The organism is Pseudomonas sp. DW-iso17 (assembly GCF_058725345.1).
In genome coordinates this window covers 23,043-43,337 of sequence record NZ_JBZXEA010000014.1, presented here as the reverse complement: position 1 = coordinate 43,337, position 20,295 = coordinate 23,043, and the positions used below count along the sequence as shown (strand labels likewise).

Sequence of the window (20,295 nt, the reverse complement as noted above, 5' to 3'; positions counted from 1 at the left end):
CGGCTATAAAAAAGCCCCTGTCACCGCAAAGTGGCAGGGGCTTTTTATTGGACGATGAAAAGATCAGGCCCGATCGCGTTCCAGCAATGGTTTCAGGTAGTAACCGGTGTGCGACTGCGGCATTTCGGAAACCTGCTCTGGCGTGCCCACTGCGATGATCTGGCCACCCTTCGAACCACCTTCCGGCCCCAGGTCTACCAACCAGTCGGCCGTCTTGATCACATCAAGGTTGTGCTCAATCACCACCACGGTATTGCCGTGGTCCCGCAAGCGGTGAAGTACGTCCAGCAACTGCTGGATATCCGCGAAGTGCAGGCCAGTGGTCGGCTCATCGAGGATGTACAAGGTTTTGCCGGTATCACGCTTGGACAGCTCGCGAGACAGCTTGACCCGCTGCGCTTCACCACCCGACAGCGTGGTCGCTGATTGCCCCAGCTTGATGTACGACAGGCCTACATCCATCAGCGTCTGCAGCTTGCGCGCCAACGCCGGCACCGCGTCGAAGAACTCGCGAGCTTCCTCGATTGTCATCTCCAGGGTTTCATGGATGCTCTTGCCCTTGTACTTGATCTCCAGGGTCTCGCGGTTGTAGCGCTTGCTCTTGCACACATCGCACGGCACGTAGATGTCGGGCAGGAAGTGCATCTCCACCTTGATCAGGCCGTCGCCCTGGCAGGCTTCGCAGCGCCCACCCTTGACGTTGAACGAGAACCGGCCCGGCCCATAACCTCGTGAGCGCGACTCGGGTACGCCAGCGAACAGCTCGCGGATAGGCGTAAACAGCCCGGTGTAGGTGGCTGGGTTGGAACGCGGTGTGCGTCCAATCGGGCTCTGGTCGATGTCGACGACCTTGTCCAGATGCTCCAGGCCTTTGATGCTGTCGTGGGCCGCAGCTTCCAGAGTGGTCGCGCCGTTCAGGGCGGTGGCACTCAGTGGGAACAAGGTGTTGTTGATCAGCGTCGACTTGCCCGAACCGGAAACACCGGTCACGCAGGTCAGCAGGCCCAGCGGAATCTCCAGGTCGACATTGCGCAGGTTGTTCCCGCGCGCGCCCTTGAGGTGCAGAGCCATCTTTTTGTTGCGCGGCGTACGCTTGGCGGGCACTTCGATCTTCACCCGGCCAGACAGGTACTTGCCGGTCAACGAGTCCGGATGTGCCATCACTTCGGCAGGCGTGCCCTCGGCAACGATATGGCCACCATGCACACCCGCGCCGGGGCCGATATCGACCACGTAGTCCGCCAGGCGGATAGCGTCTTCATCATGCTCGACCACGATCACGGTATTGCCGATATCGCGCAGGTGTTTCAGCGTGCCCAGCAGGCGGTCGTTATCCCGTTGGTGCAAGCCAATCGACGGCTCATCGAGGATATACAGCACGCCCACAAGGCCCGCGCCAATCTGGCTGGCCAGACGGATTCGCTGTGCTTCACCGCCCGACAAGGTATCGGCGCTACGGTCCAGCGACAGGTAATCCAGGCCAACGTTGACCAGGAACTGCAGACGCTCGCGAATTTCCTTGAGGATCTTGTCGGCAATTTCCCCGCGTCGCCCGGTGAGCTTGAGTACGCCAAAGTATTCACACGCATCGCCGATTGGCAGGTTGGTTACTGCTGGCAGGGTCTTTTCGCCTACCCACACGTGACGTGCCTCACGACGCAGGCGGGTGCCACGGCAATCCGGGCAAGGCTGAGTACTGAGGAATTTTGCCAGTTCTTCACGCACGCTTGCCGATTCGGTCTCGCGGTAGCGACGCTCCAGGTTCGGCACGATGCCTTCGAACGGGTGCGAGCGCTTGACGATGTCGCCACGGTCGTTCAGGTACTTGAAGTCGACATTCTGCGAACCGCTGCCATGCAGAATGACCTTCTGCTGGTCTGCCGGCAGCTGGTTGAACGGCACTTCCAGGCTGAACTTGTAGTGCGAGGCCAATGACCCGAGCATCTGGAAATAGTAGACGTTACGCCTGTCCCATCCGCGTATCGCCCCCTCGGCCAGGGTCAGGTCACCATTGACCAGGCGCTTGATATCGAAAAACTGCTTCACACCCAGGCCGTCGCAAGTCGGGCAGGCGCCGGCCGGGTTGTTGAAGGAAAACAGCTTGGGTTCCAGCTCACTGATGGCATGGCCACAGATCGGGCAGGCGAAGCGCGCGGAGAAGATGATCTCTTCGCCCGGCTCGTCGTCCATCGGCGCTACGAGGGCAATGCCATCGGCCAGCTTCAGCGCGGTTTCGAACGATTCCGCCAAACGCTGCTGCAAGTCGGCGCGCACCTTGAATCGGTCGACCACCACATCAATGGAGTGCTTTTTCTGCTTGTCCAGCTTCGGCGCTTCGTCCAGCTCATAGAGCTTGCCGTTGATGCGCGCCCGCACGAAGCCCTGGGCACGCAGTTCTTCGAAGACCGACAGGTGTTCACCCTTGCGCTCGCGAATGACGGGCGCCAGCAGCATCAGCTTGGCGCCCTCTGGCTGGGCCAGTACCAGGTCGACCATCTGGCTGACGGTCTGGGCTTCCAGGGGAATATCGTGGTCCGGGCAGCGCGGAATGCCCACGCGCGCATACAGCAGGCGCAGATAGTCGTAGATTTCGGTAATGGTACCCACGGTGGAGCGCGGGTTGTGGGACGTGGATTTCTGCTCGATGGAAATAGCCGGCGACAGGCCTTCAATGGTGTCGACATCGGGCTTTTCCATCATCGACAGGAACTGCCGGGCGTAGGCCGACAGGGATTCCACATAGCGACGCTGACCTTCGGCATACAGCGTGTCGAACGCCAGGGACGATTTGCCGGAGCCGGACAAGCCGGTGATGACGATCAGTTTGTCCCGGGGCAGGGTCAGGTCGATGTTCTTCAGGTTGTGGGTTCTAGCCCCACGAATCAGGATCTTGTCCAAGATGGCCTCGCACGGCGGGCGTAAATGATGCCGGAGTATACGGCTAAAGACTGGATGAATATACACTGTCAAAACGCCGCTTGCAGCCTTACATGAAAGCTGCGCGGCAAAGCGCCGCATATACCCTCTCAATCGATGGGACTGGTAGAATCGCCGCCGGTTCACACGAGGTTTTTCCATGCACGATCCCCACAGCGAACGCATGAGTAGCGGCGAGACCCGAGCGGCAAGCGGTCTGGCCCTGGTGTTCGCCTTCCGTATGCTGGGCATGTTTATGGTGTTGCCGGTGCTGGCCACCTATGGGATGGATCTCGCAGGGGCGACCCCCGCCTTGATCGGCCTGGCGATTGGCGCCTATGGCCTGACCCAGGCAATTTTCCAGATTCCGTTCGGGATTATTTCCGACCGCATTGGCCGTCGCCCGGTGATCTATCTCGGGCTGATCGTATTCGCCCTTGGCAGTGTGCTAGCGGCCCAGTCCGATTCGATCTGGGGCGTGATCGCCGGACGCATCCTGCAGGGCGCCGGTGCGATTTCCGCCGCCGTGATGGCGCTGCTGTCGGACCTGACCCGCGAACAACACCGCACCAAGGCCATGGCGATGATCGGCATGACCATCGGCCTGTCTTTTGCCGTGGCAATGGTGGTCGGCCCCTTACTCACGCGCGCGTTCGGCTTGCATGGGCTATTCCTGGCCACGGGCGGCATGGCGTTGTTCGGCATCCTGATCGTGGCTTTTATGGTGCCGCGCTCCACCGGCACCCTGCAGCATCGTGAATCGGGCGTCGCACGCAAGGCGTTGCTGCCGACGCTCAAGCACCCGGACCTGCTGCGCCTGGATTTAGGTATCTTCGTATTACACGCCATGCTGATGTGCAGCTTCGTCGCCTTGCCCCTGGCCCTGGTGGAAAAAGCCGGCCTGCCCAAGGAACAGCACTGGTGGGTCTACCTCACTGCGCTGTTGATTTCGTTCTTCGCCATGATCCCGTTCATCATCTATGGCGAGAAGAAACGCAAAATGAAACGAGTTTTACTCGGCGCCGTCGCGACATTGATGCTCACTGAACTATTCTTCTGGCAGTTCGGCGACAGCCTGCGAGCATTGGTGATTGGTACGGTGGTGTTTTTCACCGCCTTCAACCTGCTCGAAGCGTCGTTGCCGTCACTGATCAGTAAAGTTTCACCGGCAGGCGGTAAGGGCACGGCCATGGGGGTGTATTCCACCAGCCAGTTCCTGGGTTCTGCGTTGGGCGGCATCATGGGCGGCTGGATGTTCCAGCATGGCGGTTTGTCGGTTGTGTTCCTCGGATGCGCCGGGCTGGCTGCACTTTGGCTGGTCTTTGCTGTTACCATGCGCGAACCTCCCTACGTCACCAGTCTGCGTTTGCCGCTATCGCCCGAGGCGATCCGCGAAGCCGGCCTGGTAGAGCGCCTGAAGGCTGTCGTAGGGGTAACGGATGCAGTCGTGGTCGCTGAAGAGGCGGCCATTTACATCAAATTGGACACCGAATTATTGGATCGCGCGACGCTCGAGCAACTGGTCAACCCAGTGCCGACAGCGCGCCCAGCCTAGGAGAACGTTATGGCCCGTGGGGTTAACAAAGTCATATTGGTCGGTACTTGCGGCCAGGATCCCGAAGTTCGCTACTTGCCTAACGGTAACGCCGTGACCAACCTGAGCCTGGCGACCAGCGAACAGTGGACCGACAAGCAGACCGGCCAGAAGGTCGAGAAGACCGAATGGCACCGCGTGTCGATGTTCGGCAAGGTCGCAGAGATCGCCGGTGAATACCTGCGCAAAGGTTCGCAGGTCTACATCGAAGGCAAACTGCAAACCCGTGAGTGGGAAAAAGACGGCATCAAGCGTTACACCACCGAAATCGTGGTCGACATGCAAGGCACCATGCAACTGCTGGGCGGCCGTCCACAGGGCGACCAACAGGGCCAGGGCGGCATGTCCAACTCGGCACCGCGCCCACAGCAGTCGCGTCCGCAGCCAAGCCAGCAGCCACAGCGTGAGTCGCGCCCAGCACCACAACAGGCTGCTCCGCAACCGGCTCCGGATTTCGACAGCTTTGATGACGATATCCCGTTCTAAGGTCCAAGACCGACCCTGAACAAACAAAACCCCCGATAGCGAAAGCATCGGGGTTTTTTTATGGGCGATGAACAGGCGTCGGTGCACGCGCTGCCTTTTTGCAGGCAGCACACCAACCCCAGCATTTGTTCTCATGGCTCACAAGATTTAGGCTGTCGCCACCTCTAAGAAAGAAGGAAGGCTGTGATGACCTGGTCCGCCAAGCAGTACACGATGTTCGAACAGCAGCGCACTCGCCCTGTCCGTGACCTGATTGCGGCAATTCCCAACACCGACGTGGGCACCGCAGTCGACCTGGGGTGCGGGCCGGGAAACTCCACCGAAGTGCTGGCCGAGCGTTTCCCCCAAGCGCACGTCACTGGCATGGACAGCTCCGATGACATGTTGGTAGACGCCCGCAAGCGCCTGCCCAGGTTGAACTTCGAGCTGGCAGATATCGGCGCCTGGCATCCTGCGCAACGCTTGGATGTGATTCTGGCCAATGCCTCGCTGCAATGGCTGCCCGACCACGCCACGCTCTACCCGCACTTGGTCCACCAACTGAACCCAGGCGGTACGCTGGCGGTGCAAACCCCGGACAACCTTGACGAGCCCGCCCATCGCCTGGCCCGTGAAGTTGCGGCCGATGGCCCGTGGTCGGCGAAGATAGGGGCGGTCAAACACAATGAGCGGCACACCGCCAGTTACTACTACGAACTGTTGAGCAAGTATTGCAGTACCGTGGATGTATGGCGCACCACCTATCACCACCCGTTGGCGGACCACACGGCGGTGGTGGAGTGGTTCAAGGCTTCGGCATTGCGGCCTTTTCTTGCGCCGTTGACCGACGATGAAAAAGCCGCCTTCCTGCAGCAATACCAGGCGCGAATTACCCAGGCTTATCCCGCCCTGGCCGATGGCACGGTGTTGTTGCCCTTTCCGCGCCTGTTCATCATCGCCACACGCTAAAGCGATCGGCCTGATTGGCGGTCACGCGGCCGCTGCTTGGGCCTTCAAATATTCCTCTGCCGACACCACACCCGCATAGCCAAAGGCCAGGGAGGCCATGTACGCCCCGTGCACCTGCGCCGCCGGAATCACCTGCCCGTTGAATTCCTGGTCGCGGGTCGCGCAGGCATCATGGATCACCGTAACCTTGTAGCCCAGGTCCGCCGCCGCCCGTACCACGGCGTCAATGCACATATGGCTCATGCTGCCTACCACCACCACGTCGGTGATGCTGCGCTGTTCCAGCAGTTCGCGCAGGTTGGTTTGGCGAAACGCATTCACGAAGTGTTTGAGCACCACCGGTTCCTCGCCCTCGTTGAGCACCTTGGCATGCAAGTGCGCGCCTTCGGAGCCCGGTGTGAAGAACGGTGCGTCGTCGCCAGCGAACTCATGCCGTACATGAATCACCGCATCGCCTGCTTGTCGAAACGCCTGTAGCACCTGCGCTGCCTTGTCCGCTGCGGCTTCCACGCCGTCGAGCGGCCACTTGCCCTGGGGGAAGTAGTCGTTCTGGATATCGATTAGGATGAGCGCCTGCTTGGCCATGTGTGTTGCCTCGTGATGGGTTGATGGGCCTAGTATCTTAGCTGGCGATCACGCCGAGAATTGGCCGCACCGACAATAACAGGGGGAAAACTGACAATGGCCGCGCAACGCAGCACTGTCGAGCTGGGTGTGTTGATCTACCAAGGTGCGCAACTCGCCGCAGTCCACGGGCTGACTGACCTGTTCGGGGTCGCTAACCGCATCGCCGCCGAGCATGACTCTGCGCAACTGCCGCTGCTGCGGGTCAGCCACTGGCAGGTAGATGCCCACGGCACGCCCGCGCGCACGTTCGACAGCCACCCAGGCCCCGAGCAACCGATGATGGCCGTGTTGGTGCCGCCCTCGATTGCAGAATTCACCGAAGACCAGGCGCCGCCTGCGCTGCTGGAATGGCTGCGCCTGCAACATGCGGGCGGCACCGTGCTGGGCGGCGTGTGCATCGGCTCGATCATGCTGGCGCGCAGCGGCCTGTTGGATGGCCGCAGTGCCACCACCCACTGGTCCTCCGCGAAGTCTTTTGCGGCCTGTTACCCGGCGGTGCGACTGGAAGCGGATAAACCTATTGTCGATGACGGCGACCTGATCACCTCCGCTGGGCTGATGGCCTGGTCGGAACTGGGCCTGCGCCTGGTCGACCGGCTGATGGGCCCGAGCGTGGCGGCCGATACGGCGCGTTTTCTGGTGATCGAACACAGCGCCAGCGCCAGCCAATGTGGGAGTAACTTTGCGCCGCTTCTCAGGCACGGTGATGGTGCGGTCCTCAAGGTCCAGCATTGGCTGCAAGCCAGTGGCGCGGTGGACGTGTCCGTGGCAGCGATGGCGCAGGAGGCGAACCTGGAAGAGCGCACCTTTCTACGGCGCTTTCGCAACGCCACCGGATTGAAACCCACCGAGTACTGCCAACACCTGCGGGTCGGCAAGGCGCGGCAGATGCTGGAGTTCACCAACGGCACCATCGATCACATTGCCTGGACCGTGGGCTATCAAGACCCCGGTGCCTTTCGTACCATTTTCAAGAAAATCACCGGCCTGTCCCCCAGCGATTACCGCAACCGCTTTGGGGTTTGAATCGTGCAGAACGCCGCAGGGTTCGCCCCGGGTCGTGCAGAATAAAACAGGCTAACGGCCATCACTTTTTGCGCAACTGATTGATTTAACAACTATCCGCTCAATCACAGCGTTGGCCTGATCCATGCAACCTCATTGCTACACAAAGGTTGATGGAAAAGGGGACCGCATGACCCCCATAAGTCGCAAGAAGTTGGTGGTCGCCCACTCCATGCGAGAGGGGGCGCCCCTGCATGAAATCGAAACCAACCGCGCCCTCGCACGCTGGCTGGCGCAGATCCTGGGGCTCAAGTTCGGTGGCAGTTACGACCCGGCCCTGCATGCGGGTCGGGAATTGTATCTGCTGCCCACGCAAACCCTGGTCGGGCCAGCCCAAGCGCGCCAGCTCAATATCAAGGGGCCTGGCGATCTGTGGGGCGGCTATGTCGATCACGCTTTTATCTGCACCAAGGCCATCACGCATGGCCTGCTGAGTCCCGAGGCCAAGGCGCCCGAAGGCTGGTCGCCGACATTCTGCGAGCGCGTGCGTGACGTAGTGTTGGACGGGGTGAGTGTGTTCGCCCTTGAGGACGCGCGGCCTGCCGCGACCCGCTTGCTCTACAGTGGCCCGATTCGTCTGAAACCCGTGAACGCCTGTGCAGGGCGCGGGCAGGAAGTTATCCACAGCCTGGATGAGTTCGACGCGATAGTGGCGCGCCCGGAAGCGGCCCGAATGTTCAATGAAGGCGTGGTGCTGGAACAAGACCTGCACGCGGTGGTCACCCACAGCGTGGGCCAGAGTTTTATTGGCGATCACCTCATTAGCTACTGCGGCGAGCAGCACCTGACCCAAGACGGGCAGGGGGAAGAGGTCTACGGCGGTTCCGATCTGCTGGTCGTCCCCGGTGATTATGCTGCCCTGCTCAAACTGGATCTGCGTGAAGACGTGCGTGAGGCCATTGAACAGGCGCTGGTTTTCGACCGTGCTGCGGACGAAGCCTACCCAAGCTTCTTCGCCTCGCGCCGCAACTACGACATCGCCCAAGGCCTGGACAGCACAGGCCAGCGCCGCAGTGGTGTGCTCGAACAATCCTGGCGCATGGGCGGGGCCAGCAGCGCGGAAGTCGCGGCGTTGCAGAGTTTTATCAACCATCCGGGCCTTAAAGCCATCCGTGTGTCCTCGGTAGAAACCTATGTAGACCAAGCGCTGCCGGCGGATGCCATCGAGGTATACCGAGGCCCGGCCGAGAACAGCGACTTTCTACTCAAATATGTGACGGTCAAGACTTATGACGGCTAGAAGCGAGAGCATCACCATCGATATAGACGACGAGCAGATGAGCGGGACCTTCCTCAGTCCCAAGTCCAAAGTACCCGGTGTGTTGTTCGTGCACGGCTGGGGCGGCAGCCAGGAGCGCGACCTGGAGCGGGCCAAAGGTATCGCAGGCCTTGGGTGTGTGTGCCTGACCTTCGACCTGCGTGGCCATGCTGGCACCGGCATCCCTTTGTCGCGCGTCACCCGCGAAGACAACCTGCGCGACCTGCTGGCCGCCTACGACCGCCTGCTGTCCCACCCGGCTATCGACACCTCGGCGGTGGCAGTGGTGGGCACCAGTTATGGCGGCTACTTGGCAGCGATCCTCACCTCATTGCGCCCGGTACGTTGGCTGGCGCTGCGAGTGCCGGCGCTGTACCGCGATCAGGAATGGCTCAAGCCCAAGCGCGACTTGGATAAAGCCGACCTGATGGATTACCGCGGCACCCTCGTGCACGCCGAAACCAACCGTGCCCTGCATGCCTGCGCGCAATTTACCGGCGATGTGCTGATTGTCGAATCGGAAACCGACGACCATGTGCCTCACGCCACCATCATGAGTTACCGCGCGGCGTGCCAGCAAACCCACTCCCTGACCCACCGCATCATCGACGGCGCCGACCATTCCCTGAGCGACCCGGTGTCGCAACAGGCCTACACCTCGATCCTGGTGGACTGGATTACCGAGATGGTGGTGGGGGAGCGGTTGAGCATCATTCAGGCTCGATAGTCGTTGCCCTTGTGATCGCTTTCGCGGGCAAGCCCGGCTCCCACCTGGGAATGCATTCCCCTGTGGGAGCCGGGCTTGCCCGCGATAGCGATTCCACCGTCACCACCGTCTCATCAGGCAGTTTTCTTAACCCGCAACGCCTTGGCCTTGGCCTCCACCCCCAAATACATCACCAGTGCAATCAACAACGGGCAGATAAAATAAATCGCCCGGTACGCGATCAGCCCGGCCAGCAAACTCCCCCGCGACGCTTCATGCTGCAACAGCGCAATGAACACCGCCTCCAAAACCCCCAAGCCGGCGGGAATATGGGTGACCACCCCGGCAATTGCGCTGATCAACAGCACCCCCAGCACTAGGGGGTAATCCAGTTTGGCGGGCAACAAGGCAAATATCACCGCCGCCATCAACGACCAGTTCAACGCACCCAGGGCCAGTTGCAAACAGGCCATACGCAGCGACGGCAAGTTGATCTCGATACCGCGGATCGACCACGCGCGCTTTTTCGAAAACCGGCACGCCGCCAGGTAGCCCAGGCTCGCGAGCACCAACAACCCCCCGACCCCTTGCAAGGCGCCGCTGCTGAGCTTCCAGCCCGGCGGCAGGGTCACCAACCCGCTGCTGAACACCACCCCGGCCAACGCCATATAGCCGAACCAATTGGTGGCTAGGCTCAGGCCGAGGATCTTGGCGATATTGCTGGTGCTCACGCCCAGGCGTGAATACAGCCGATACCGCATGGCGATGCCACCGACCCAGGCGCTGAGGTTGAGGTTGAACGCGTAGCTGATGAAACCCACCGGCAATATCTGCTTCCAACGCAACGGCTGGCGAATGTAGGTGCGGCCGATCAAGTCGAAGCAGGCATAGACGATAAAACTGCACAGCGTCAGCGCGCCGGCGATGAACAATGTGCGCAGCTTGAACTCGCTCAGGGTCTGGAACACTTCGCTCCAGTCGATGCGCCGGGCCAGCAGGGTAAACAACACGATCAGCAGCACGAAGAACGCGATCGTCAGCGGTTTCTTCCAGCGCTTGAACCCAGAGGCTTGCGCTTGGGGGCGGGCTTCAGACGTCATGGGGCGTGGCCTCAAAAGGTTTCAAACGCGGTTTGTGGGCCGGTAACCAACTGGCCAGTACCGGGAAATGGCGCATCACATGAAACACCAGGAAACCCACGGTCAAGCGCCAGAGCCACAGGCGCGGCTTGCGCTTTTCCGGCATGGTCTGGCAATGATTTCGGGCGAGGGCTTCCAGGCGTTCGTAGAGCTGCTGATTGAAAGCCCGGTCGCGAATCAGCACATTGGCTTCCAGGTTTAATGCCAGGCTCAGTGGGTCCAGGTTGCTGGAGCCGACGGTGCTCCATTCGTCATCCACCAGCGCCACCTTGCCGTGCAGCGGGCGTTGGCAGTATTCGTGAATCACCACGCCATCCTTGAGCAAGTAGTCATAGAGCATGCGCGCGGCCAGTTTCGCCAACAGCACGTCGGGCTGGCCCTGCATGATCAACTGCACCTGCACGCCACGGCGCGCCGCGTTGCGGATCTCGCGAAGCAGGCGATAGCCGGGGAAGAAATACGCGTTGGCGATCACCACGCGCCGCCGAGCCTGGCTCAAGGCGTGGATATACGCCTCCTCGATATCGTCACGATGCTGAATGTTATCGCGATAAATCAGGCGCACCAGGCCGTCGCCTGGCTCGTTCGTCCAGGGCGAAGGCCGTTGCTGGCGCCGTCGCCAACCGCGACGGCTGCGCACCTGGCGGCCACTTTGGGCGAGGGCGAAATGGTGCAGGTCGGCCACGGCCGGGCCGATCACCTGTACTGAGTAATCCTGCTTGGCTTCGGGGCCGAAATCCGCCAAGTGGTCAGCAGAAAAATTGATCCCGCCGATAAACGCCACGCGGGCATCCACCACGACAATCTTGCGGTGCAGGCGGCGAAACCAGTTAGTGCGTATGCCGAAGGTCTTGGGCGCCGGGTCGAACATCTGCACCATCACCCCGGCTTCGGCCAACTCCCGCAGGAAGCCCGGGCTCAGCTCGCCGCAACCAAAACCGTCGAGGCTGACCACCACCTTTACCCCACGCTTGGCCGCCTCGATGAGGATGCTGTGCAGCTCAAAGCCGACCTTGTCTTCAAAGAGGATGAAGGTCTCCAGCAGGATCTCGCGCTCTGCCGCCCGCAAAGCCTCGAACACAGCGGGAAAGTACGCCTCGCCGTTCTCCAGCAACGCCACCTGGTTGCCGCTCTGCCAGCCGTAATCCAGATCCCGCGCTTTGCTGTCATCTGGCGGTTGGTCTGTGGCGATATGGTCTACCGCGACGTTCATAGCTCAACCTCCACCGACAGCGGCACATGGTCTGAGAGATGGGACCAAGGGCGAGTGGTGAGTACGCGCGGGTTGTGCACCGTCAAGTTACGCACATAAATGCGGTCCAGCGGCAGCAACGGCAGGCGTGCCGGGAAGGTGCGCGCCGGTTTGCCAAGGGTGTGCATGAACACTTCCTGCAAACCGCTTTCGCTCAGGTCGGCTTTTTGCCGCCAGTCGTTGAAATCGCCAGCGACCACCAACGGCGCATCGGCCGGAATCTCGCTGATACGTTGTTCCAGCAACCGCAATTGTTGTTGGCGATGCACCTCGCGCAAGCCCAGGTGGATGCAGATCGCGTGCACCTGCTGGCCGCTGCCCGGCAGGCGCAACACGCAATGCAGCAGGCCGCGGTTTTCATGGCCGCTTTGCGAAATGTCGAGGTTGTCGTAGCGGATGATCTGGAATTTCGACAGCAGTGCATTGCCATGGTCGCCATGGGGGTACACCGCATTGCGCCCATAGGCAAACTGCGGCCAGATGCTGTCGGCCAGGAACTCATACTGCGGCATTTTTGGCCAGTCGCTGTAGCGCTGGGGATGGCGTTCGTGAGTGCCATGGATCTCCTGCAAGAACACCATGTCGGCGCCCACGCTGCGCACCGCTTCACGCAGTTCGGGCAAAATGAAGCGGCGATTCAGTGCGGTGAAACCCTTGTGGATATTGACCGTCAGCACCGTGAAACGGGTGATGGCGGTGGTCGGCGGGGTGGGGATCAGCTCTGGATGCGTCATGGCAATACTCCTGGTTCCGGCAGTCGGCCAGGCTCGCTGAGCAGGTGTTCGTCCAGTCCGAAGCGTTGCAGCAATTGGCGTGCATCGAAGGGGGCGCGAACTTTGATGTCGTTGTCGAAAAAACAGAACACATCGCGCTGTTTACGCCTGCGGGGTGTGTGGTGCGGGTCGACCAGGTGTGCATCGGCAGGCTGCTTGCCCTGGGCCCAGCGTTCGATGCGGTCACCCCAGCGCTGGAGCGCTTCGGCGCTATAACCACTGGCGTATAACTGCTTGTCGCCGTGCAAGCGCAGGTACATGAAGTTGGCGGTCACGTCTTCCATGTACGGCCACTTGCCGGCGGTGTCCGCGACCACCAGCGCCACACCGTGCTTATCCAGCAGTTGGATGAACTCCGGCACGGCAAAACTCTTGTTGCGAATCTCCACGGCATGGCGCAAAGGTTTCTTGGCATAGGCCTTCATGCTCGCCTTGCCGTTCAGGCGTGGCTCATGCTGGCGGGCGAGGGCCGCCGCCTGTTGGGTATCGGTGGGTAATTGGGCCAGGAAGGTTTCGAACAGCGTGGCGTCAAATTTGAAGCTGGGCGGAAACTGCCAGAGGATGGGGCCGAGTTTTTCTTTGAGTTCCAGCACCCCGGAAGCGAAGAAATTCGCCATCGGCTTGTGCACGTCCCGCAGGCGCAGGATATGCGTGATGAAACGGGGCGCCTTGACACTGAACAGGAAACCTTCGGGCGTATCGGCATACCACTCGGCGTAGCGCTTGGGGGTTTGCAACGCATAGAACGAGCCGTTGATTTCGATGCTGTTGACGGCGCGTGACGCAAACTGCAACTCGCGTTTCTGGGTCAGCCCTTCGGGGTAAAAGTCCCCGCGCCAGGGCGTGTAGCGCCAGCCGGAAATGCCGATGTGAATCGCCGCCATGTGTGCTCCCGTGGATGGTGGGTGAGGTGACCTCCGTTATGGGATGACTGCGCTGTTTGGCTGAAAGTTTCCACATTCCTACAGGCGGTACAGGGGGTGAAATGTGGGAGGGGCATTGCAAACGCAGGGAACGATAAGGGCCCAAGCTCGTCAGTTCCTTACAGACCCTGCTGAAGGAGCTTGCTGTTTTGCTGAATCCAAAGACTGCATTACTGCTCGTCGCGCTGCTGCTCTGCGGCAATGGCGCCCTGCAAGCCGCGGCAACGGCGCCCGCTGCCGAAACGCCGGCCAAGCCGGAACTGCTGGTAGAAGGCGGGCTGCTCGGGGCCATCAGTTCAAGCATCGACGACGTGCAGAACAAGCTCGACCTCGACCAGAACCTCATCGACGCCTGGCGCCTGCGTGCTGATCGCGCCGCGGACGAAGTAGGGCGCCTGGTAGACCAGACAGCCGCACGCTCGCCGTGGAGCGTGGCGGGCGATTTCCTGCTGTTGTCTGGGGTGTGGGTCGGTGCCTTTGCGGTCTTGACGATACTTGGGCGCCTGGTTGTGCAACGCTCGAGCCGCCGCCCATTCCTCGCGCGGCGCCAACGGCTGCAAGGCTTGCTGGGCTATGTAGTTCCCTACACGATTCCAGCGCTGATCTGCCTGCCGCTGACCCTTTATGTCAGTCACTTTTTACCCACGTCTGTCGGCCGAGCCCTGGCACTGTGTTTTGCCTACGCCACCAGCAGTGGCATCTTTTCCACCTCGCTGTTGCTGTGCGTCATTGTCATGTTCAACGTCGGCCACAAGCGGCCTGCCGTGCAGATCATTCGTGACTATTGCCCCAAGCCTCTATTCCTGATCGGCTTTCTCGCGGCCCTCAGCGATGCACTGACCAGCCCGCAAATCGCTCGTCAGTTGGGCGGCAATATCACCAGCAGCATTGCCGTGTTTACCGGCCTGTTTGCCGCGGTCATCTTTGGCGTACTGGTGGTACGCCTGCGTCGGCCGGTGGCCCATTTGATCCGCAACCGGCCGTTGGCCCAGCGTCTCAAACATCCAGCATTGCAACAGTCGCTGCGGGTGTTTTCCGGGCTCTGGTACTGGCCGATTCTGTTGATGGTGCTGGTGTCGGCGGTCAACCTGATCGGTGCCGGTGACGACAACCAAGAGGCCCTGCGCTGCGCGTTGCTCACCACCTTGTTACTGATCGGCACGGTGTTTCTCAGCACCGTGCTGCAACACCTGTTCAAGTCCCGCAGCCAGGTATCGATCCAACGCAGCAGCGCCTACAAGGAACGCTTCCTGAGTTTGCTGCACGCGATTTTGCGTATCGTCATGGCCATCGCGTTTATCGAGATACTCGGGCGTATCTGGGGCGTTTCGCTGTTCGAATTCGCCCAGCGCAACTCGGTGGGCCGGGCCATCAGTGATTCCCTCAGCAGTATCGGCCTGATCCTGTTGGTGACATGGCTGTTCTGGGTGGTGCTCGACACCGCGATTCAGGAAGCCCTCAAACCACCGGTGAATAAACGCTCCAGTCGCCAGCCCAGCACCCGGGTCAAAACCATCCTGCCGCTGCTGCGCAATGCAGTGAAGATCATCCTGGTGGTGATCTGCGCGATTACCACCATGGCCAACCTGGGCATCAATGTCGCGCCTTTGCTGGCGGGCGCCGGGGTGGTGGGACTGGCGATCGGTTTCGGTTCCCAGCAATTGGTGCAGGACGTGATTACTGGCCTGTTCATCATTATCGAAGACACCCTGTCCATCGGCGATTGGGTGGTGCTCGACTCTGGTCACGCCGGCACCGTGGAGGGCCTGACCATCCGCACCCTGCGCCTGCGTGACGGCAAGGGGTTTGTGCATTCGGTGCCGTTCGGGCAGATCAAGGCGGTCACCAACCAGTCGCGTCAATTCGCCTACGCGTTCTTCTCGGTGCAGTTCACCTACGACACTGACGTAGACAAGGCCGTGGAGCTGATCCGCGAGGCCGGCCAGTCGATCCGCGACGATGTGTTCCTCAAGTACAACCTGCAAGGGCCGTTGGAGGTGTTCGGGGTGGACAAGATGGACCTCAATGGCGTGGTGCTCACCGCGCAGTTCCGCACGGTTTCGGGTGGCCAATACGCAGTCAGCCGGGCGTTTAATCAACGGTTGAAAAAGCTTGTGGATAACTGTGATGAGGTGCATTTTGCGCAAACTTATCCACAACAGGTGTTGTTGCCTAAGCGTGTGGCGCAGGAGCATGAGCAGGACGCGGTGGTGTTGACGGAGCAGCCCAGGTCTCAATCATGAGGCCCTCAAGGTCAGCGCCTGATCAACTTCTGCTGTACCGCGTGCTGATCCACCTCCAACAAAACCTGCTGCTTGCCCCCTACCATCACCGCCGCCGGCACCCCATCACGGTACACAACCCGGTTACCGCTTACCGCTGGCACCTTGGCTCCCGGCAACAGCGTGCCGACAAGATTCAACGGATCCGCCCCACACACCGCAATTAAACTCCCGTCATGGGGCCGTCGCCGCACCTCGCGCAGCAACGGTATCGCCTCCGGCAATGCAAACTGCTCTCCCGCCAACCCACTGACAAACCGCCCGCCACGGATCTCGCCTCGCGCCTCCAACCGATGGAAAGTGCGCAGCAACTCGCGCCAATTCGGTAACCAATCCGCCTCGCGCTCCAGCAGCCGCCAGAACACCACGCCATAGCGGCGCAGCAGGGTCATCGCCACATGCTCCAGGGTCTCGGCCGTATGCGCGCCGGCGGCGGTCGCCGAGCGGCGAACCAAGGCCCAACGCCCGGCGTCGTCCATACCGCCGACAAACGCCCCGCGCCCACGTCGACTGCTGCGCGCCTGGCGTTTGCTGGCGGGGGTGGTCAAGGCGCGCAGGCCGGCGAAGCTGTCAGCATTCACCAAGCCGGCGCCTACCAATTCCTGCAAGGCTGTCTCCAGCTCGCTGCGCAGCAAATGGGCCTCATGTACCAGTTCATCGAAAAACAGCGCGCCATGCTCGCGCAGAGGTGGACCTTCTGCGTCTTGGGCGACAAGGTGGTGCTGTCGGTAGGCTCGGTCAGCCCGCTCCACAACGCTACCTGGCTACGGGGGAGCAAAACCACCGGGGTGCTGCGCAACGCCATGGCGCCGGCCTTGTTGCTCAGGCGCGTCCAGACCAGCTTGCCGCTGCGGCACAGGTCATCGAGCCAGGTCGATGAGTAATCCTTGATGCGGGCGCTGAGCAGGTCTGTGTCCCAGGCTGACGTGGCGGCGGCATAGCCTTCGAACTGGCCGACGATTTGCGGCAACACGGCGCTGCCCTGGCCGCGTGTGCTGTCGGACAGGTGCTGCCAATCGAACAGAAAGCGCATGAAATCCTGCAATGCCACCGGCTCGATTTCCCGGCGCAGGCGCTTGACCGTGTAGCGATGAATGCGCGCCAGCAAATGACGTTCGCACCATTGTTCTTCACCCACGCCGGGGCTGAAGTGACCGCGCAGCACGTAGCCTTCTTGTTCCAGGCGTGCCAGGGCCTGGGTAAGCGCCACCACCGGTAATGCCAGGGGCGCTGCGATCTCGACCAGGGTCAGTGGGCCGAAACCACTGAGGCGCGCACGCAGCACTTCCACCAGCGCTTCATCAAAGGACCAGGGCTCATCGAACCCCGGCAGCAACGGCAGATCGTTGGGATACAGCGCCTGCAAACAATTCAAGCGCTCTACGGCGACCCACATTCCGTTGGGCAACTGATAGGCCCGCCCGGCCTTGCGCAGTGCCTGCAACCATTGGGCCCATTGCGGCGTAACTTCGCCCGCTGCGATGCACGCCAGGCTCATCAACGCTTCATGCATTTCATCCAGGCCATTGGGCGCCGGCCAGGCTTCTTCGCGTACACCGGCGATGGCGTCGGCATCCAGGGCGCCCAAGTCGTCAGTGCTCTGCGGGTCGCTCCAGCGGCGGTTGAGCACGGCCTGGGTGCGGCGCTCTTCCAGGGGGGCGTCGTCGAGGAAGGTATAGGGTTTAGCGCTGAGGATTTCTGCGGCCATGGGCGAGGGCGCGGGCAGGTCGCGGCTGATCAACCGCACGTCGCCGCGTTCCATACGCCGCAGCAGCGCCAGCCAGGCGTCGCTGTCCATGGCCTCGTGCAGGCAGTCGTCGAGGGTTTGCTCCACCAGCGGGTGGTGGGGGATTTCGCGTTCGCCGGCGAGGTTTTCCAGGCAGGCGATCTGGTCGGGAAATACGCTGGCGATCAGGTCTTCGCTCTTCATACGCTGGATCTGCGGCGCCACCTTGCGCCCGCCGGTATAACGCGGCAGCGCCAGGGCCACGCCGGCATTCCAGCGCCAGCGCACACCGAACAGTGGCGCATCCAGCACGGCCTGGATCAGGATGTGCTCGGCACTGTTGCTGTTGAGGTAACGCCACACCTCATCCAGCGCGAAGCTGTGACTGGTGGACAACGACAGCACGATGGCATTTTCACTGGCCGCCGCTTGCAGCTCGAAATTGAAGGTACGGCAAAAGCGCTTGCGCAAGGCCAGGCCCCAGGCGCGGTTGATGCGGCTGCCAAACGGCGTGTGGATGATCAGTTGGGTGCCGCCGGACGCATCGAAAAACCGTTCCATGATCAATGTGTCCTGGGACGGCAAGGCGCTCAGGGCCTGGCGCGACCGGGCGAGGTAATCCAACAGTTGGTCGGCGCTGGCGACATTGAGACCCAGGGTACCGGTAAGCCAGTCGAGGGCCGGTTGCAGGTCGCCGGGCGTGGCGCCGAGCAATCTGTCCAATTGCCCTTGCAAGCGGGCCACGGCCACCGATAACTCGTTGCTGCGCCCGGGGGCTTCACCCAACCAGAACGGAATGGTCGGGGGTTGGCCCTGGGCATCTTCGACCCGCACCTTGCCGGCTTCGACCCGTAGGATGCGATAGGAGGTATTGCCGAGCTGGAAGATATCCCCGGCGATGCTTTCCACCGCAAAGTCTTCGTTGACGCTGCCGATATTCAGGCTTTGCGGCTCCAGCAACACGCTGTAGTCGGCATTGTCGGGGATCGTGCCGCCGCTGGTTACCGCCGTGAGCCTGGCGCCACGGCGGCCGCGCAGGGTGTGGGCCACGGCGTCGCGGTGCAGGTAGGCGCTGCGCATGCCCTGGCGGCCGTTGTAGCCCTCGCTGAGCATCTGCAAAAGGGCCTGGTAGTGGCGTTCATCCAGTTCGGCGTAAGGCGCGGCGCGGTGGATAAGCGCCAGCAGCGCCTGTTCCGGCCATTCCTGGGCGCTGACCTCGGCGATGATCTGCTGGGCGAGTACATCGAGCGGTGCCACCGGAATATGCAAGGTATCCAGCTCGCCACGGCGCACGCAGTCGAGCAGCGCGGCGCACTCGATCAGGTCGTCGCGGGTGGTGGCAAACAGGCGCCCCTTGGGCGTGCCGCCGACCTGGTGCCCGGAACGGCCGACCCGTTGCAGGAAGCCGTTGATGGAACCGGGTGAGCCGATCTGGCACACCAGGTCCACTTCGCCGATATCAATCCCCAGCTCCAGGGACGCCGTGGCGATCAACACTTGCAGTTCGCCGGCCTTGAGGCGCTGTTCGGCGTCCAGGCGCATCTCTTTGGCCAGACTGCCGTGGTGAGCGGCCACGGCGGTCTTGCCCAGGCGCTCGCTCAAGTGCCGGGCCAGGCGTTCGGCCAGGCGCCGGGTGTTGACGAATACCAGGGTGGTGCGGTGTTCACGGGCCAATTGCGCGAGGCGATCGTAGACCAACTCCCACACGTCGTTGGCCATCACCGCCGAGAGCGGCACCGGCGGCACTTCGATCGCCAGGTCACGGGGGCGGGCGTGGCCGATATCCACAATGGCGCAATCACGTTTGGTGCCGACTAAAAAGCGCGCGACGGCTTCGATGGGTTTTTGCGTGGCCGACAAGCCGATACGGGTCAATGGCTCGGCACACAGCCCTTGCAGGCGCTCCAGGCTCAAGGCCAAGTGGCTGCCGCGCTTGCTAGCGGCGATGGCGTGGATCTCATCGACGATCACCGTACGTGTGCTGGCGAGCATGTGCCGGCCGGAATCCGAGCCGAGCAGCACGTAGAGCGATTCAGGAGTGGTTACCAGAATATGCGGTGCGCGTTTGCGCATCTGGGCGCGGTCTTTTTGCGGGGTGTCGCCGGTGCGCACAGCGGTGCGGATTACCAGCGGCGGCAGCCCCCGCTTCTCTAGATGTTCGGTAATGCCGGCCAGCGGGTTTTGCAGGTTAATCTGGATATCGTTGGATAGCGCCTTGAGCGGCGACACATACACCACCAGGGTTTGGTCCGGCAGTTCGCCGCCGTTGGCCAGGCCTTGGTGCACCAGGTCGTCTAGCACTGCCAGGAAGGCCGTCAGCGTCTTGCCGGAGCCGGTGGGCGCGGCGATCAGCGTCGAGCGGCGCTGGCGGATCAACGGCCACGCCTGGGCCTGGGCGTTGGTCGCCGAAGGAAAGGTACTACGGAACCAAGTGCTGACGGCGGGGTGAAAGCCGTGCAAACCCTTGTCCGTTGATTCGGGAAGGTTCATTCACCCTATATGCAACCGGCGGGGCCAAGTTGCAACCCCGCACTTTATCCGTGACGGTTGCGCTACAAACCCGCAAAATGCAACGATTCTGGCAACTACCTACGGCAAGG

General features: G+C 61.6%; 13 protein-coding genes and 1 pseudogene. 7 read left to right on the top strand and 7 right to left on the bottom strand.

The genetic code is table 11. The annotated features are described in order from the left end of the window. Positions 1–63: 63 nt before the first annotated feature. Entirely contained in the window at positions 64–2,898 is a 2,835-nt protein-coding gene (gene uvrA, locus AC4PS6_RS12830; RefSeq protein WP_014720150.1) for an excinuclease ABC subunit UvrA, read from the bottom strand. Positions 2,899–3,076: 178 nt separating this feature from the next. On the opposite strand from uvrA, the gene AC4PS6_RS12825 reads away from it, so the two are divergent. The 3 genes from AC4PS6_RS12825 (at position 3,077) to tam (ending at position 5,944) form a co-directional block, all read left to right on the top strand. Further along, positions 3,077–4,471 carry an MFS transporter gene (locus tag AC4PS6_RS12825; protein ID WP_014720149.1) on the top strand — a complete coding sequence of 465 codons (1,395 nt, stop codon included), beginning with the start codon at positions 3,077–3,079 and terminating at the stop codon, positions 4,469–4,471. Positions 4,472–4,480: 9 nt separating this feature from the next. Next, positions 4,481–4,996, top strand: a complete 516-nt coding sequence (locus AC4PS6_RS12820; RefSeq protein WP_003232445.1) for a single-stranded DNA-binding protein — start codon at positions 4,481–4,483, stop codon at positions 4,994–4,996. A 186-nt stretch (positions 4,997–5,182) separates the two neighbouring features. Beyond that, positions 5,183–5,944, top strand: a complete 762-nt coding sequence (gene tam / locus AC4PS6_RS12815; RefSeq protein ID WP_020302450.1) for a trans-aconitate 2-methyltransferase — start codon at positions 5,183–5,185, stop codon at positions 5,942–5,944. Between the two features lie 21 nt (positions 5,945–5,965). Here the strand turns inward: tam and AC4PS6_RS12810 are convergent, their stop codons facing one another. After that, a complete protein-coding gene (locus tag AC4PS6_RS12810; RefSeq protein ID WP_014720147.1) occupies positions 5,966–6,529 on the bottom strand; it encodes a cysteine hydrolase family protein in 564 nt (187 codons plus the stop codon). Between the two features lie 96 nt (positions 6,530–6,625). Between AC4PS6_RS12810 and AC4PS6_RS12805 the strand changes: the two genes are divergently transcribed. The 3 genes from AC4PS6_RS12805 (at position 6,626) to AC4PS6_RS12795 (ending at position 9,621) form a co-directional block, all read left to right on the top strand. After that, complete coding sequence (locus tag AC4PS6_RS12805; protein WP_336827408.1) at positions 6,626–7,597, top strand: GlxA family transcriptional regulator; 972 nt, start codon at positions 6,626–6,628, stop codon at positions 7,595–7,597. 169 nt (positions 7,598–7,766) lie between these two features. Further along, the gene (locus AC4PS6_RS12800) at positions 7,767–8,876 is read left to right on the top strand and encodes a DUF3182 family protein (RefSeq protein ID WP_336827407.1); all 1,110 of its coding nucleotides are present in this window, start codon (positions 7,767–7,769) and stop codon (positions 8,874–8,876) included. Next, positions 8,866–9,621 carry an alpha/beta hydrolase family protein gene (locus AC4PS6_RS12795; RefSeq protein ID WP_019818878.1) on the top strand — a complete coding sequence of 252 codons (756 nt, stop codon included), beginning with the start codon at positions 8,866–8,868 and terminating at the stop codon, positions 9,619–9,621. Before AC4PS6_RS12800 ends, AC4PS6_RS12795 begins: the two co-directional genes overlap by 11 nt. Positions 9,622–9,734: 113 nt before the next feature. Here AC4PS6_RS12795 and AC4PS6_RS12790 read toward each other — a convergent pair whose 3' ends face one another. Genes AC4PS6_RS12790 through AC4PS6_RS12775 form a run of 4 tightly spaced genes read right to left on the bottom strand, consistent with a single transcriptional unit; the run spans position 9,735 to position 13,648 of the window. Continuing rightward, entirely contained in the window at positions 9,735–10,700 is a 966-nt protein-coding gene (locus AC4PS6_RS12790) for a lysylphosphatidylglycerol synthase domain-containing protein (protein ID WP_014720143.1), read from the bottom strand. After that, a complete protein-coding gene (clsB, locus tag AC4PS6_RS12785) occupies positions 10,690–11,952 on the bottom strand; it encodes a cardiolipin synthase ClsB (RefSeq protein ID WP_020302445.1) in 1,263 nt (420 codons plus the stop codon). Before clsB ends, AC4PS6_RS12790 begins: the two co-directional genes overlap by 11 nt. Then, entirely contained in the window at positions 11,949–12,725 is a 777-nt protein-coding gene (locus AC4PS6_RS12780; protein WP_014720141.1) for an endonuclease/exonuclease/phosphatase family protein, read from the bottom strand. Before AC4PS6_RS12780 ends, clsB begins: the two co-directional genes overlap by 4 nt. After that, positions 12,722–13,648: a DUF72 domain-containing protein gene (locus AC4PS6_RS12775; protein WP_336827406.1), complete on the bottom strand. Its 927-nt coding sequence runs from the start codon at positions 13,646–13,648 to the stop codon at positions 12,722–12,724. Before AC4PS6_RS12775 ends, AC4PS6_RS12780 begins: the two co-directional genes overlap by 4 nt. A 188-nt stretch (positions 13,649–13,836) precedes the next feature. On the opposite strand from AC4PS6_RS12775, the gene AC4PS6_RS12770 reads away from it, so the two are divergent. After that, a complete protein-coding gene (locus tag AC4PS6_RS12770; RefSeq protein ID WP_032904137.1) occupies positions 13,837–15,930 on the top strand; it encodes a mechanosensitive ion channel family protein in 2,094 nt (697 codons plus the stop codon). An 11-nt stretch (positions 15,931–15,941) separates the two neighbouring features. Here the strand turns inward: AC4PS6_RS12770 and AC4PS6_RS12765 are convergent. After that, a pseudogene (locus tag AC4PS6_RS12765) lies at positions 15,942–20,185 on the bottom strand (Lhr family helicase). Positions 20,186–20,295 lie beyond the last annotated feature (110 nt).